This is a genomic window from bacterium (assembly GCA_026416715.1).
GTDB lineage: Bacteria > UBP4 > UBA4092 > JAOAEQ01 > JAOAEQ01 > JAOAEQ01.
Genome location: JAOAEQ010000013.1, coordinates 13,108 through 29,019, shown reverse-complemented (window position 1 = coordinate 29,019; position 15,912 = coordinate 13,108). Strand labels below are relative to the sequence as shown.

The 15,912-nt window shown below is 41.6% G+C and carries 17 protein-coding genes; 5 read left to right on the top strand and 12 right to left on the bottom strand.

All coding sequences use genetic code 11. From position 1 onward, the window contains the following. Positions 1–40 precede the first annotated feature (40 nt). From N3A72_06945 to N3A72_06925, 5 genes are all read left to right on the top strand, one after another. The gene (locus N3A72_06945) at positions 41–475 is read left to right on the top strand and encodes a hypothetical protein (protein ID MCX7919330.1); all 435 of its coding nucleotides are present in this window, start codon (positions 41–43) and stop codon (positions 473–475) included. Positions 476–506: 31 nt separating this feature from the next. After that, positions 507–1,049, top strand: coding sequence for a replication protein (locus N3A72_06940; GenBank protein ID MCX7919329.1), 543 nt, complete (start codon positions 507–509; stop codon positions 1,047–1,049). A gap of 405 nt (positions 1,050–1,454) precedes the next feature. Further along, entirely contained in the window at positions 1,455–3,782 is a 2,328-nt protein-coding gene (locus N3A72_06935; GenBank protein ID MCX7919328.1) for a DUF2723 domain-containing protein, read from the top strand. Between the two features lie 76 nt (positions 3,783–3,858). After that, positions 3,859–4,854 (top strand): GDP-mannose 4,6-dehydratase, encoded by a 996-nt coding sequence (locus N3A72_06930; protein MCX7919327.1) that lies wholly within the window; start codon positions 3,859–3,861, stop codon positions 4,852–4,854. Positions 4,855–4,873: 19 nt separating this feature from the next. Further along, positions 4,874–5,563, top strand: a complete 690-nt coding sequence (locus tag N3A72_06925; protein ID MCX7919326.1) for a sugar phosphate nucleotidyltransferase — start codon at positions 4,874–4,876, stop codon at positions 5,561–5,563. 445 nt (positions 5,564–6,008) lie between these two features. On the opposite strand, the gene N3A72_06920 is transcribed toward N3A72_06925, so the two are convergent. The 12 genes from N3A72_06920 to N3A72_06865 all read right to left on the bottom strand — a co-directional run bounded on the left by N3A72_06920 (position 6,009) and on the right by N3A72_06865 (position 15,900). After that, positions 6,009–7,661: a tetratricopeptide repeat protein gene (locus N3A72_06920; GenBank protein MCX7919325.1), complete on the bottom strand. Its 1,653-nt coding sequence runs from the start codon at positions 7,659–7,661 to the stop codon at positions 6,009–6,011. A 97-nt stretch (positions 7,662–7,758) separates the two neighbouring features. Then, positions 7,759–9,513, bottom strand: a complete 1,755-nt coding sequence (dnaK, locus tag N3A72_06915) for a molecular chaperone DnaK (GenBank protein ID MCX7919324.1) — start codon at positions 9,511–9,513, stop codon at positions 7,759–7,761. Between the two features lie 18 nt (positions 9,514–9,531). Continuing rightward, positions 9,532–10,077, bottom strand: a complete 546-nt coding sequence (locus N3A72_06910; GenBank protein ID MCX7919323.1) for a nucleotide exchange factor GrpE — start codon at positions 10,075–10,077, stop codon at positions 9,532–9,534. Then, positions 10,077–11,381, bottom strand: a complete 1,305-nt coding sequence (locus N3A72_06905; protein MCX7919322.1) for a tetratricopeptide repeat protein — start codon at positions 11,379–11,381, stop codon at positions 10,077–10,079. Before N3A72_06905 ends, N3A72_06910 begins: the two co-directional genes overlap by 1 nt. A 50-nt stretch (positions 11,382–11,431) precedes the next feature. After that, positions 11,432–11,965: a hypothetical protein gene (locus tag N3A72_06900; protein MCX7919321.1), complete on the bottom strand. Its 534-nt coding sequence runs from the start codon at positions 11,963–11,965 to the stop codon at positions 11,432–11,434. Then, positions 11,962–12,504: an LPS export ABC transporter periplasmic protein LptC gene (gene lptC, locus N3A72_06895; protein MCX7919320.1), complete on the bottom strand. Its 543-nt coding sequence runs from the start codon at positions 12,502–12,504 to the stop codon at positions 11,962–11,964. The genes N3A72_06900 and lptC overlap by 4 nt, the downstream gene beginning before the upstream one ends. Positions 12,505–12,549: 45 nt before the next feature. Continuing rightward, on the bottom strand, positions 12,550–13,425 hold the full coding sequence (locus tag N3A72_06890; GenBank protein MCX7919319.1) for a lysophospholipid acyltransferase family protein: 876 nt from the start codon (positions 13,423–13,425) through the stop codon (positions 12,550–12,552). Positions 13,426–13,506: 81 nt separating this feature from the next. Then, entirely contained in the window at positions 13,507–13,782 is a 276-nt protein-coding gene (gene rpsT, locus N3A72_06885) for a 30S ribosomal protein S20 (protein MCX7919318.1), read from the bottom strand. Between the two features lie 22 nt (positions 13,783–13,804). Next, positions 13,805–14,215, bottom strand: a complete 411-nt coding sequence (locus N3A72_06880) for a YraN family protein (GenBank protein ID MCX7919317.1) — start codon at positions 14,213–14,215, stop codon at positions 13,805–13,807. After that, on the bottom strand, positions 14,200–14,868 hold the full coding sequence (locus N3A72_06875; GenBank protein MCX7919316.1) for a ribonuclease HII: 669 nt from the start codon (positions 14,866–14,868) through the stop codon (positions 14,200–14,202). The genes N3A72_06880 and N3A72_06875 overlap by 16 nt, the downstream gene beginning before the upstream one ends. Next, the gene (rplS, locus tag N3A72_06870) at positions 14,804–15,238 is read right to left on the bottom strand and encodes a 50S ribosomal protein L19 (GenBank protein MCX7919315.1); all 435 of its coding nucleotides are present in this window, start codon (positions 15,236–15,238) and stop codon (positions 14,804–14,806) included. The genes N3A72_06875 and rplS overlap by 65 nt, the downstream gene beginning before the upstream one ends. A gap of 83 nt (positions 15,239–15,321) precedes the next feature. Beyond that, complete coding sequence (locus tag N3A72_06865) at positions 15,322–15,900, bottom strand: RNA methyltransferase (GenBank protein ID MCX7919314.1); 579 nt, start codon at positions 15,898–15,900, stop codon at positions 15,322–15,324. Between the last annotated feature and the right edge of the window lie 12 nt (positions 15,901–15,912).

Here is a 15,912-nt window from a genome sequence, read left to right as displayed (position 1 = left end):
ATTCTCATACTGCGCCGTTGATAGTTTAAGGATACCCGACATGGTGAATATCCATTTTCCAATTGAAGCATTTTATCAAGAACTCGAGAAACAGTCAAAAATTCATGCTGACCCGGTATATGCGGTTAAAACAGCGTTATCTACGCTAGGTCGCCCGTATGTAGTTCAGGTAGATGAAATTGTATTACGTGGATTTCCGCTCGGGAGTTTGCAAGCGTCCGGGAAATTCCGGGATTATATTTTCGTTACCCGCAACGGGAAAACCTATCTCAAACCATATACGAAGCCGAGGAACCCAAATACCACGAAACAACGAGCGCAACGCAATAAGTTCCGTCAAGCGGTTCAATCGTGGAAATTATTATCGCCAGAAGAAAAACAAGCGTATCGGAATCGGGCGAAACTCAAACCGACCCCGATGACCGGAATAAGTCTGTTTTGTCAAGAGCAATTGACCCGCTCGGTAGTTCAATGATACCGAATGTATCTATCGGATATAAATAATTATGAATCAAATAGAACCACGTCTGAATCAGCGTGTAGGAAATAATGGATTAGCGAATTTTACCATCCTGCCGAATCCGGTCTATGAGAAGATGCTCGTCTCGAATCTGCCGGTAATCGAGCGCGAACTCGTCATATTGGTTAATCGGTATTCGCTCGGATTCGGATTGTCAACTGCGGTCATATCCACGCAAATGATTCGTAAGTTTATCCCAATTCATCCGAGTCGAATTAATCGCGTTATAACCAAACTCATTGAAAAGAAAATCCTGAACGGGAAACCATATCGACAGCGGAAAAATGGCGCGGTTGAATGGTATGAACTTTCCGTCAATCCTAACATTTCAGAATGGAATGTTAAACGGTTTCTCGATAAAGAACGGCTGCTGGAACAAATCAACTATACTGCAATGAAACGAAAACACGGGCGCCGTGATTTCTTACCGGATTCTTGCCGAAGACAATATCCCAATTCGGAACCGCACCCCAGCCAAACTCGATCCCAGGATACACATCACCCGCAAGATACCCTGTTCGGATTCTAATCTTCGTTCAGATGTGTCTCGCTAAGACATTCCATATATCTTGGCGAGATACATCCTATATCTTATGGATACACATACAATTGAGATAACCCCTTACTATGCAACATGGGAACCCGATTCTAAAAATAAATAAATAAGAGAATATAGGAGAACCTATAATTAATATTATTTATTTAGCAAGATATAACGTTTGATTTAATTAGGGTTAATGGTTTACATAGGCAACATAATACGTTCTCGGAGGTTCTAGATGTGGATAATTTTCGCAAAAGATAACGAAAAGAAACGTCGTTTCGTAAAATTCAGATATCAACCATCATCAAGGATATGAGTTTGGTAAGCTTTTAATGGGTAACGGTTTTTCTCTTCTCCATTGTTCGTAAAGTATATTATAATATCAACCTTATGGATAGTAAGCAAAGATATACCATCGGAGCAGTTTCTCTCTTTTTAATCTCGTTTCTCGTTTATTTCTCAACGTTAGCACCAACGGTAACTTGGGGCGATTCCGGTGAGTTTATCACAGTCGCGTATACGCTTGGAATTGGCCATCCGACCTGCTATCCGTTTTATACTTTACTTGGAAAACTCGCTACCTCGGTTCCCTTAGGAAATATCGGCTGGAGATTGAACCTACTTTCCGCAATCGCCGCAGCATTAAGTATTGCGGTTCTGTATTTTTTCCTCCGAGATTTATTAACCATAATCGTTGAGAAAATGAACCCAACACTCCCGCAACCAGAAATTGAAAGCAAGCGGACAGAAATCAGCAGGCAGAAACCTGAAATAGGTTCTCATCGCAATCCACAATCCTCAATCCTCATTCAATTATCTGCAGCCAGTGGAAGTCTTCTATTTGCGTTTTCGCTGACGTTCTGGGACTATGCTGTCATCGCTGAAGTGCATACACTCCAAATCCTGCTGACGGTTTCATTATTCTTCCTCTGGCTACAATGGTGGAAAACCTACGAACTACGGTTCTTATATGCGAGTGCACTAACCTACGGATTGATGCTAGCCCACCACTACTTGAGCTTATTACTTTTTCCGGCGTTTGTTTTCATAACGTATCGCTGCTTGTTTGGCGTGAATATACCCCGAAATATCCAGAATAACAGCCAGCGCGACGATTCAGAATACACAGTAAAAAGTTCAAAACGTAAACCGATACTGTATGCGTTTCTCCTGATTCTGCTGGGCTGGAGCTGTTATCTCTATCTTCCGATTCGCGCTAGCCAAACTCCGCTGATTAACTGGAATGCACCGAATAATCTTAGCGGATTCTTGAGCTGTTTAACCGGCGGTCAATTTAAACTCCGGATGTTTTCAACCAGCCCAGGGTTAGGAATGGAAAGCGGCAGCGTATATCTCGGGATTCTAGCCCAAAATATCACTCGGTTTATCTCGTTACTTGGTCAGCAGTGGATTCCAGCAAATATCCAGTTTGGGATAATCAGCGTTTGGTTGGTGATACTCGTTCGCTGTCTGTTCGTTGGATTAGGAATAATCGGAATAATCCAGGGATTTCGATTGAACCGATTCTGGTTCGGGTTAAGTCTGATTATCGTAAGTATAACGCTCGGTGCAGTGTTCAATTATCAAATTGCGGATATCGAACCGTATTATTTATCGGTATACCTTATCGGTATTGTATGGTTCACTCTCGGGATATATACGCTCAGCGCTTGGCTGAAAAAGAATATTCCGCAATTAACTATTCTGCCGATTACCGTTCCGATTGTGCTCTGCTTAATTCCGTTAGTCTCGCATTATGCGCTCATCAAACGCAAGAATGATTATACCGCATACTACTATGCGAAAAATACCTTGCAATCAATCGAAAAAAATGCGGTGATTCTGACTGCAGGCGATAACGATATCTTCCCACTGTGGTATGGAAAATACGTTGAAAAGTTCAACCCGGACGTGATTATCTTCGGGAGTAACTTTTTAACCTCACCGTGGTATCAAACGTTTTTCATTGCGAATCCGGAATTTCACCTCCGCTTGGTTACCCAGTTATATCCATCTCGGAAAGCTTGGCTTGATGGATTGTTCGCGAATATTATCGAACCGAACGAACCGAAATACCAGTTCTATATCACCTTTTACGATCCGTATTTAGCGCAACGGCGAACGTTTATTCCGGTCGGTAATTTCTTACCGAATCTGCCAGTGATGCGAGAGCGAATCGTTTTATCCGACGGGTTCCTCTATCGGCTAATCAAACCAGAAAAACTCAATCACGAAATGCTCAATCCAAAGTTCACCATCCAAAATCCGAAAACGTATATCGCTCAATTTGATGGAACTATCTACCTGCGGCAATGCTTAATCGAGCATTCGCTGCCATTACAACCGGGCGATGTTTTTACCGTAACTTTCTTCTGGGAAACAGAGAAAAAAACACATACCAATTATCGCGGATTCTTACTGCTCCCAAATACCGCCGGAACAATTTATACCGACGCATATACAACCAAACCGATTTTCGCATATAAATTTACCCCGATTTATAGCGTCTATTCTACGAGCCAATGGCAACCCGGAACGGTTTATACGGAACAATATCGGTTCATGATTCCGCTGAACCTTCCGGCAGATGAATATCATTTAACCATGACGGTATTCGATGAAAAACAGAACGTTCCCGCAGTTATCCCGAGTCAAAAAGAACCGAATCCGCTGGTTATTTGTGGTAAAATAATGGTAACGGATACACGGAGAAACTAAAGAACGAAAAACCACTCTCGAATTGCCAAGATGGTCGGAAGTCTTTCCGTTATTCCGTTCATTGATGGAGGGAAATATGTCTACCTATTGGGAAAATAAACCGGTGCTCGTCACTGGCGCTGGCGGGTTTATCGGGAGTCATTTAGTTGAACAATTAGTTGAAAAGAAAGCTAAGGTTAAAGCGTTTATCCGATATAACTCGCGCAATGACCGTGGCGCATTAGAATGGCTATCTCCGCTCGTACAGGAGAAAATCGAAATTATCGCCGGCGATTTACGGAACCCGGACGCAGTTGAATCCGCAATGCGAGATGTAGATACCGTATTTCATCTCGGCGCACTGATTGCGATTCCGTATTCCTATCGCTACCCGAAAGATGTTATCGAAACGAATATCTTGGGAACAACGAATATCCTGTTGAGCGCAAAAAAACTCGGCACAAAACGAATCATCCACGCATCCAGCAGTGAAGTTTATGGCACTGCTCAATATGTTCCGATAGATGAACAACATCCATTGCAAGCGCAATCGCCATATGCGGCAAGTAAAATCGGTGCAGATAAAATCGTTGAAAGTTTCGTTAAATCATACGGATTACCGATAACCATATTACGACCGTTTAACACCTACGGACCACGGCAATCAGGTCGAGCGGTTATCCCGACTATCATCTCGCAAGCGTTAACGCAAACTACGATTTTCCTCGGCGCAATGAATCCGAAACGTGACTTTACCTACATCGAAGATACGATAGACGCATTTTTTGCCGTCGCTGAATCTGAGAAAACGATTGGTGAAGTGTATAATGCGGGGAGTAACTTCGAGATATCAATCGGCGATTTAGCGGAAAAAATCATTACCTTGATGGATAAAAAAGTTGATATTATTTTCGATGCGACCCGAATCCGCCCGGCAACGAGTGAAGTCGGCGAACTGATGGCGGATTCACGGAAATTGATGCACGCTACCGGCTGGAAACCGAAAACCAGTCTCGATGATGGACTGAAAAAAACTATCGAATGGATTAGCGAATATATCACGTTATACAAAGCGAATATCTATAATATCTAACGTAGGGTAATTATTTTCTATGAAAGCAATCATTATGGCTGGCGGGCAGGGGACTCGACTCCAGCCATTTACCCATACAATTCCGAAACCGTTGCTCCCGGTCGGGCGGAAACCGATTCTACAGATTATTATCGAACAATTGCACCGGTTCGGATTCTCCGATATTGCGATAACCACTGAATATAAATCCGATTTAATTTCCGCTTATTTCCAAGACGGGAAAAATTTCGGAGTAACCATTCGTTACGTGGTTGAAGAACAACGACTCGGTACCGCTGGCGGATTGGGAAAACTGCGGGATTGGCTCGATGAACCTGCGCTATTAATCAACGGCGATATTTTAACGAAAACGAATTTCAAACAGCTCTATGACTACCATCTCCACCACCCCGATTCCTTCATGACGGTTGCTATTCGAACCCAATCGTTCCCAATTCCATTCGGTGTCGCTGAAATTAAGAACGGAAAGTTATTGCACATCACCGAAAAACCGAACCTGCACTTGCAGATTCTCGCAGGGATATATGTGATTAGTCCAGCGGTGTTACACTATATCTCCGGTCAAGATTATCTCGATATAACCGAGGTCATTCAACGTATTATCGCTGAAAATAAACCGATTTCTCTCTACGAAATAACCGAATATTGGAAAGATATCGGGAGTATCGAGGATTTCACCGAAGTTACTAAAGAAGAAAATAATTGGTAGATTAGTTCAATAGATTCCGCTTCCGTATCCCATGCATTTTGCTAATCCCATTCATTCCCTAGCCGCTGAGAATACCACAAATGAATGGCATTTTGTTAATCACGACGGAATGAGTTATACTAGCCCAGCCATTCATAGCTACTGGGGATGCCAAATGAATAGCATTTTATTAATCCCGTTAGGGATGATTGAGACTAGCCCAGCCATTTATGGCTGGGTTCCCGTGAACCCCGTATCCGCAAGTCCCGTTAGGGACGATTGAATTTCACGTCTCGATAATGATCATGTATTCAGCTGTTCCGAGCGGGACTAACGGTTTTTCTCATACCACTTCCCCAGCATTTCATGCTGGGCTAATCTCAATCGCCCTTACCAGGGCTATTTGTTAATCTCGAAGGGATGAGTGAATGTAGCCAGCCATTTATGGTGGATTCTAATGGTGAGATTACTTTTGTTTTTCAGTTCTACCGCTTTTCAGTTCTTTCGATAGCTTCTGTACCGCTTTAATTCTTGCATTTGCTAAACTGGTATATTTCCCTTTAGGATAAAGCTGAATTAGTTTCTGATAGGTTGCGAGTGCGGAATCAGATTGTTTCAGTTGTTCGTAGCAGAATCCCATGCGGTATAACGCATCAGGTACCAAAGAACTTTTCGGGAATTGTTTATTGAGTTGCAGATAACTCGCAATCGCATTATTCCATTGTCGCAATTGCTCCTGCGCTAATCCTTTAAAATATAACGCGTCATCCGCAAATTGCGCATCCGGCGCAGCACGAACGATAAAGTCTGCTTTTTTTATGATTCCCTGCGCGGAATCCGCTGTTAAATTCTGGCTAAAGATTGATTCGCTCTGCTCGCTCATATCTTTCCAATATGCTTTGATTAATCCGGATTTGATATTGGGCAATTCGTTATGTAACCAAACTTGTTGCGGTGGGTCTAATCCAGCAACATCAATTGCGGTCAACAGCGTATACGCGATTTCGTATCGTTTATTTTGATAACTGGATTGAATTTGTTGAAATTCAGATTGCGTTTTTTCTTTTTTCAATGTGGTAACGAGTTGCGTCAATTTAAATTTCCATTCTTCTGGCGGGTTGGTGCTAATAATGCTCTGAGCGAACTCAATAGCTAATTGAAATTTCTTCTGTCGCTGAAGTTGCTCGATATTCTGCATCTGTTTGGATAAATAATCATTCTGCAGTTTTGCTACTGCAGTGATATATTCTGGTAAGTTGCCAATATCAGGATATTTTGATTTAAGCTGGTTGACAGATTGCACTGCAGCTTGAAAATCATTTTTTTGATAATAAACATTAAGTGCGCCGGGTAAATCACGTTCGAGTATCGCGGTTAATAATGCCCGTTTTTGTTCTTTGAATTTCTGTTGCCAAACCGACGGTAACGAGATTTTTTCCATTCGCAGACAAAGTGCGATGCCGTCTTCGTATTGTTTCAGTAACCGTTTCTGTTCTATATTCGTTAGTGCAGTTTGTAGTTGTGCATCTATTTTTGCTATCGCTAATCGAGCGCCTTGCGTCATCGTCGTTGAAATGTTATTGTTTGCTACTTGATGGAAAATAGTATATGCACTTTGGAAATCGTTGTTATTGAACGCGTGCTGACCTTTCTGATATAACTTATCGAGATAGAAGAAATACAATATGATACTGCACGAGATGAGCAATAACCCGGCGAGTAGAAACGTGAGATTGGTTAATTGGGCGACTCTTTTCGCTAAATTTGACCTCTGGGTAAATTTTAACGCTTGCTGAATATACTCATGCGATTTTTTTAACGTCGGGTCGAGCGATAACGCCCGTTCCCACTCGGCAATCGCTTCTTTGTATAACCCTTTTTTCGCATAGAGAGTGCCGAGAACATTATGTGATGGCGCATGACTCGAGTTCAATTCAAGCGCTGTTTTTAATTCAGCGATGGCTTCAGAAGTCCGACCACGTTCTGCATGTTCGAGAGCATTATTGTAATGTTGTTTCGCGCGATTGATTATCGTCCGGAGAATCGTTAAATCGCTCTGACAATGATAACATTCTGTTCGGTCATCACGATTTTCTGTCGAACATACAGGACAGCGCATAGAATAAAAAAAGAAGTTATGCAGTTTTGAAATTATGAAGTTCTAACCTCCACAACTCCAAAACTTCAAAACTTCTGGTTGAGCACCATAAACCTTGTTAACCAGCGGATTCCCCGAGTCGGTTCAGTAACGAATTCAACACTTCCATTTTCGACTCGATTTTACTCGTATCTTTTCCTTCGAGCGCAGATTTTAACTCTTTAATGGCATTTTCGATATCTTCAACGAGAAAATCATCACTTTCCGCAATCGCTTTTTCTGCTCGGAAAATTAACGATTCCGCATCCTGTTGCACGGTTTCTTTAACCTGCTGTTTGAGCATCTTGGCAACACGCGCTTTCGCTTCTTGAATCATCCGCTGTTTCTCTTTTTCGGTCAACCGACTATCGGTAGCCTTAACCGTAATTTGTTTTTCTTTTCCGGTAGCTAAATCTACTGCTTTCGCTTCAAGAATCCGATCCGGATTGATGCGGAACGTTACTTCAATCCGAGGCACCCCACGCGGCGCTGGGGTTATCCCATCAATTCGCAACATATCAAGAAACGTATTCTCGGAAGCAATCGGACTTTCTCCTTCATACACCGGGAATGAAATCGCTTCCTGAAAATCGCGCGTTGTCGTAAATATATCTTTCGCTTCAGTCGGGTAGGTTGAATTCCGTTCGATAAGCACGCCAAATTGATCGTTGATTAGCCCGACTCCGAGCGAAAACGGAGTTAAGTGGACGATTACCGGCGCTTCCTTGCCATATCGCGCTGCTAGCGTATCTTCTAATTCTCCTTCTAACGGTGCGAGAACTAACGATTGCACCGCCGCACCTAACGCAACAACTTCTTCCGGAACGATATCTTTATGCGGGTCTTTTTTCACGATTTCTTTTACCAGCCGCTGAACTGCCGGAATGCGAGTTGTTCCTCCAACGAGAATAACCCGGTCGATTTCCGCTGGGGTTAATCCCGCATCTTCAATCGCCTGCCGAGTCGGTTCAATCGTTCGCTCAATAATATCGTAAATCAACGATTCTAATTTCGACCGAGTTAACGTCGTGGTTAACGTTAAGGGACCTTTTTCGGTAGTGGCAATCGCATCCAAAATAATTTCGGTTTCTAACACTTCTGATAATTCAATTTTCGCTTCTTCTGCAGCTTCTTTTAATCGGAACATTGCAGTTTCATCTTCTGCTAGGTTTATTCCTTCTTTTTTCTTAAACTCTTCCACGAGATAATGCACAATCCGGTTATCGATATCATCGCCACCGAGATGGGTGTTCCCCTGAATAGCTAATACCTGGAATACGCCAGAGATAACTTCAATAACGGAAACGTCAAACGTTCCACCACCGAAGTCATACACGAGCAATTTCTGGTCTTCTTCTTTATCCAACCCATACGCTAACGCCGCAGCAGTCGGTTCATCAATGATCCGCCGAACATTAAATCCGGCAATTTCGCCCGCATCTTTCGTTGCGGTGCGCTGTTTATCGGTAAAATAAGCCGGAACGGTTATCACCGCCTGATTGACTTCTTCGCCAAAATATTCTTCCGCATCATGTTTCAACTTCTGTAAAATCATAGACGAAATTTCTTGTGGCGTATATGACTTGTTATCGATTTTCACGCGATAATCGGTTCCCATATGCCGTTTGATACTAAATATCGTTCTGCCGACATTCATAATAGCAGCTTTTTTCGCTTTTTTCCCAACAAGAATTTCACCCGATTTAGTAAAACAGACAACCGATGGCGTGATCCGTTCTCCAAGATTATTCGGTATAATCGCTGGTTTATCTTTATCCATAAACGCCATTAACGAAGTGGTTGTCCCTAAATCGATACCAATTATCTTACCCATATATAAATACCCCTTTTTTTAAGAATGAGCAATTCTTTTCGCTACAACAACTTTAGCATCCCGGATAACTTTATCCCGGAATGAATAACCCCGTTGTTTTTCTGCAATGATAGTATTCTCCGGAACCTCATTCGTTTCCTGATATTCTACTACTTCATGTTTATTATAATCAATTGGTTGACCGATACTTTCGATTTCACGGAGTCCGAGTCGAAATAATATCAGTTTTAATTTTCGATATATCGCTTCAATATTTTTCATCCAATTTGACAATACCTCATTATCGCTGAAACTCTTCGCTAAGTCAAGGGTTCTTTCAAAACTATCGAGGATAGGAATTAAATCTTCAACCAGACCAATGATAGGATCAACGGTTGCCTGGGAAACACTCGGCTGAAATTGATTATTTTGTTTAGATTGCTGTTGTCGCAGTAACGCCGAAATTTCTTCGACTAAATCACCATAAGATTTCGGTTGGGTTAGGGAATTCTGGTCTTCAGAAATCACTGGCTCTTTCGGTTCGTCAATAACAAACTGTTCTCGTTTCAATTTCAATGCATGCATTAGCGGAATCGGGTTTCAGCAATTGCTTTCTTCGCAATCTTATTTTTCGGGTCTAACTGTAACACGGTTTGCCAGCAAGCAACCGCAGAACGATAATCTCCTTTCATTGCATAGGTATTGCCGATTTCTAGATGAATATCCGGTTTCGATGGTAAATATTTTAACACACTTTTGAAATGAACTAAGGCTGCGTTATATAATCCACGTTCGCGTAGTTTTTTCCCAACGGTTAAATGTCCACGGATAATATTATCTCTCGCCATTTGGTTTTTCGGGTCGAGCGCAATGCAACGATTCCAGACAGCAAACGATTCGTCTACTTTCCCGCTATTCAAATATGCCCAGCCGAGCATATTGAGTACCTCAAGATTGTCCCGATGAACTCGAAGCATTTGGTTAAGTTCTTTAATTGCTTCATTCCATTTTCCCTCTTGCATAAGAGCGGTGGTTATCTGGAGTTGGGCATGGAAATTATCCGGTGAAATTTTTAATACTTCCCGATATTCGGCAATCGCTTCTTCGATATTCGCTTTCTTATCTGGAGAGGTACTTAACAGTCTGCCACCGAAAAACTTATGTAGTTCAACAATACAGGTTTTTAAATATTCATCCGCCGGGTCTTCACGTAGTCGCATTTCCCATCGTTTCAAGGTTTCGCGCCAATATTTTTCACTATTTTCCTTATCGCCGATTTTATCATACGCAATCGCTAAATTGTGATAGAGGGCAGGGGTATTTTCCCGTAAGGCAAGAGCTTTTAACCAACATTGGATTGCCTCTTGATATCGTTCGTGCACTCCATAATAATATCCCATTGTGCTATATCCATAAAACAGGTTATGGGCAATATCTTCGTTCGTTTCATCTAGTTTGCGTATTGCTTCCCAATCCTGAATTGCTTCAGACCAGAGTTTTTTCTTTACATAATCGTAGGCGCGTTTCGCATACGCGAGAATTAATTGGTTTTTGGTTTCGCTATCCGCAGCGCCTGATTCTAACTGCATAGATAATGCGTCAATATCTTCATTGATTCGCTGGAGTGGGGTAGGTTGTTTCATTTCATCGCTGAACCGGAATTGGTCGTGGATGAAGTTGAAGGTAAATAAATCTTCGCGAGCGCGTTTAACCGGGTCTTTCAGATTCTCATACGCTTTCCGAATTTTAATAAAATTATCCGGGTCAAGTTCTGGCGGATGTTTTTTTACCAGCTGAATATATGCATGTTTAATTTCATCCTCAGTCGCTTCTTTAGGAATCTGTAAGATTTGATATGCGGTAGCTTTATCCATTAACTCATGTGCCATAGTTTGCTCTTACTAAAACTATTCCGAAAACGGTAAAAACCAAACACTGGTTATTCTACCGATTTAGTTTCTTTCGTTCTCGGATAAATCATTGCGTTAACATTACCTTCGATTTCTATTATAGCACCCGTATCAGCAAATTCAATAGTGATAGAATCCCCTTTAATTTCATTTTTTTCCTGTGTCACTTTGGGTGCTCCGGTTAATAGTACCTTTTTCGCTATTTCATAATATTCTATCATATCTGCAGTCGCAACGATTTTCCCATTAACCGCATCTTCTTTCACGATAACCACGTTTTTGAACGCTTGCATTTTTTTCTCATCTGAATGATACCAGATTTCGGTAGCGGTAACCGTAATATTATCGTTTTTGAGAACTAATTTCGCATGGCCGATTAATTTTGAAATTCGCTGGTTATTGACCACTGAAGAGATGAATTTGTCGCCATACATTTCATACGGCTGGTCTGTGCTCAAGATAGGCTTCCCCGTTGTAGAGACAGACAAACTCTGCGGATACCCGCTAGAAACTAGCATGATATAAATGGCTACTATTCCTGAAATAAATCGTATCTTATTCATTTTTTCGATTGAATCGCTTGATTCGGTTTGGTAGTATGAGTTGCAGGAACGCTTAGCGTTCGTTTCGCTGCAAATTGTTGTATCTGTATATTTTCAAACGCCTCGTCGGCAATTAAACCTTTTCCGTCGATTTGATGATTATCGCGAATAAGTTTAATTGCCGCATTAGTATAAAATGTTTTCTCTCGCGTATTCCAGAATAATTGGGTTGTATAAAAATCGGTTTGGTCGGTTAACCGAACATGAACATTACCCTGTATTTGAATAAGCTGATTCTTTAAATCAACCTGACTACTCGCTGCCGTGAGACTTAACATCGGCTTTCCCTGAGAATTAAAAAGGAAAAAATTCGGTTCAATTAATTCTACAATATTATCCTTTTGATTGAAAATCGCTCGTTTCGTTCGTAGCGAACGATGTTCCTGACCCGATAGATACTCTTTCAAAACCAATCCCTCAGTATTTATATATGCTGAACCTTGCGTCATTTCATGAGATATCGCGTATCCACTCGCAAGTTGCATATCAATCGATATCATTATCAATAAACACGACAGTCTTCGCAACATAAGTTATGATATTTCCTATTCCATCCAAGCCCATTGAGTTGGTGCACGGCGGATATAGGTTTCTATCAATGATACAAATTGACTTACAAAATGTTTGAAGTCAGCTTCAGGTTCCAGATATTGCCCTTTTTGTAATGGCTTTTCAAAACAAATCCGATGTGTATTATTATCTTGCCGAACCACAAACAGTGGCAACACCGGAACCTTACTCCGATATGCAAAATATAACGACGCTACCGGAAAATCAATCGAGCTTTCTAAAAACGGAAATCGCATTGTTTTACCGCCAGCGTCGTAATCTGCCATAATCGCAAGAACCTCGTTCTGTTTCAAAGCAGTTAACGATGCTTTTAATGCATTTCCACGCGATAAAATTTTCAGACCTACTTTTACCCGCAACTCGTTCAACAATCGGTCAACTTTTTTATCGTATAATACATTGCCAACTACATTGATTGGTATTTGCCAGACTTTAGCGAAATAAGCACCAGCTAATTCCCAGTTACCATAATGGGCGAGAACGCAAACTAACCCTTGCTGTCCATTCCAAACCGCATCAAGATTTTCGCGCCCTTCAATTTGAATAATTTGATTGAATTGTTCCGGAGTCCAATGCTCGATACTCAATAATTCGATAATACTTTTTGCCCAATGTCGATAGGTGGCAAGCGCTAATGATTTAATTTCCTTTTTGCTTAACCGAGACGAATATATATTCGTTAAGTTAGTTAATATTCGCTTACGATTTTTCGCTACCATATAATATCCTATGGTAGCGAATATACTGCTTATAGCCAGAGCTACCTTTAACGGAACCCATTGTACGAGTTTTTTACATCCGATAATCAGCCAATATACGGCATTATGTTTAATTTTTTTACTCAGTTTCATGTTACCCCGAACCTATTGAAACGAGAATATAGCCCGTTGTAACACAGTTACATGTCATGCATCGAGCTGAGGAACAACTTCTCATGCTGACGCAGCGAGTTTATTCACACTTTTCGTTAAGCGCGATACTAACCGCGCAGCAGTATTTTTATGGATAATCCCTTTCGTTGCGGCACGATTTAGCATCGGAATAGTTTTAGCTAAAACTGATTTCGCAGTTTCGATATCTTTTGCCGCAACTAACCCATCAATCTTTTTCACCGCATTCCGTAACTGCGATTTAATTTTTCGGTTACGTTCCCGATTCTTGAGTGATTTTCGTAACTGTTTTAACGCTGATTTATGTCGTTTTGCCATACCTTCTCCTTATTATTTTAACTTAAAACGCATCTGGTATATGCGTGATTGAATCTACGTTTGCTCGTTGCGTTAATACGACACTGATAATATCGAATCGCACTTCGGTAAATGCAATATTCCGATTTCGGGCGATATAACATTGCGCTAATCGCCGTAATCGCCGCCGTTTATTTTCATCAACCGCTGATTCCGGCGACCAAAATTCCGTCCAGGTATTCCGCCGCGTTTTGACTTCAATAAAAGCTAATTCCGTTTTATCTCGCGCGATAATATCGATTTCGCCGTAAAAACATCGCCAATTCCGAGCGATAATTTGAAATCCTTTTTCTTTTAAATGTTCCACTGCTACGTGCTCGCCATATTTACCGATAGCAATTCTATCGTTATCCGCAGATGTGCGTTTGAACCTTGCGATTATTGTATCCCACAACTGAGATAAGCGGTACAAAAACTGCGCCGATGAATTTCGCATAATCCGAACTGCTTGATTTCAGCGATATGTTGTTTCGTTGCGTATCCTTTATGTTTTGCGAAATGATAATTCGGATACTGCCGTTCATAATCGTGCATTATAGTATCGCGAACAACTTTTGCGACGATTGATGCCGCAGCAATCGAAACACTTTTCTGGTCTCCTTTAATAATGCCTTGTTGCGGTAGCGGACAGTCGGGTAGGGTTACCGCATCGATTAACAAGCATTCCGGCTGAACTGATAATTTTTCTATTGCCATTAGCATCGCTTGAATACTCGCTTGTAGAATATTAATTTCATCAATGACCTTTTCGGAAACAATCCCAACGCCGACACTGACCGCTTGTTCAACAATCAACTGGTATAATTTGTCCCGTTGTTTAGCGGTTAATTTTTTCGAATCGTTAATTCCCGGTAATAAACATTCAGCCGGTAATATGACCGCCGCCGCTACCACCGGTCCCGCTAACGGACCACGTCCTGCTTCATCGATACCAGCGATACGCTGATATCCCTGATTATAATACTGCTGTTCAAAATCGCAGTTAGGTTGTGGTCTGTTCTTTCGTTTCACTTGGTGGTGAAACTGCAGGCGGAGTTGCCGTGACATCAGATGTCGGTTTTACCTCCTGAGAAATTTTTTCTGTGATTCGCGCTTTTTTCCCAGATAAATCGCGTAAATAGTATAGTTTAGCCCGACGGACTTTTCCTTTTCTTACCAACCGGATTCGTTGTACATTCGGGGAATGGAGAAAGAAGGTTCGTTCGATACCAACTCCAAATGATACTTTCCGAACCGTGAACGTTTCCCGCAATCCGGAACCACGTTTCGCAATAACGATTCCTTCAAACGCTTGCGAACGTTCCTTATCACCCTCAATCACTTTTGAATATACCCGAATGGTATCGCCGGGTGAAAATTCCGGTAACTTTCCTTTTTTTAGATACGTTTTTTCAATTTGTGCTATTACCGGTTTCATAATGAATAGTTATCCCTCCTACTAAGAAAAACCAAGATTATAGTTTTATATGGTTATATGTTAGGTTAAGATTTTGAATTATACTACTTCTCCAGTTTACGTTCGCCTAATAATCGATCTAAAATTATCGCAACCGCTGCGCGAACCGATAAATGATTATATGCATCAACGGTACCACGAATCGGTTCTAGCCGATAATCCAAAGAATTCAGCCAGGTTTGTTCTATTCCCCAACCGGTACCGAAAATAAGCAGATAAGGTCGGGACGATTCATTCATTGCTCCTCGTAACGCTGAATAGGAAATGGTATTCGGCATTTCTCGCGCATCCGTTCCTACCAGAACCGGGTTACTACCTTCTTCGTCCTGAATTTCGGCGATAACCTGTTCAATCGTTTCTTTAACTCGAACGAGCGTGAATGCTTCCTTACGGTCGGGGATAAGCCGACTACCTAATCCGTGTTGCCAGTAAAACGCAATTCGTTCCGCGAGCATCAACTGCGATTCCAGTGGGTTAACCAGATAATACTTTATTATCCCAAACGTTCGACAGGTTCGCGCGATATCATGCAAATCGTAGTTCGTAATTGATGTGGTAACCAGTTTCCCTTCGCGATTACGAACTGGATAATGCACTAGTGCAACATAAACCCGAGGTGACATCAATGGTATCAA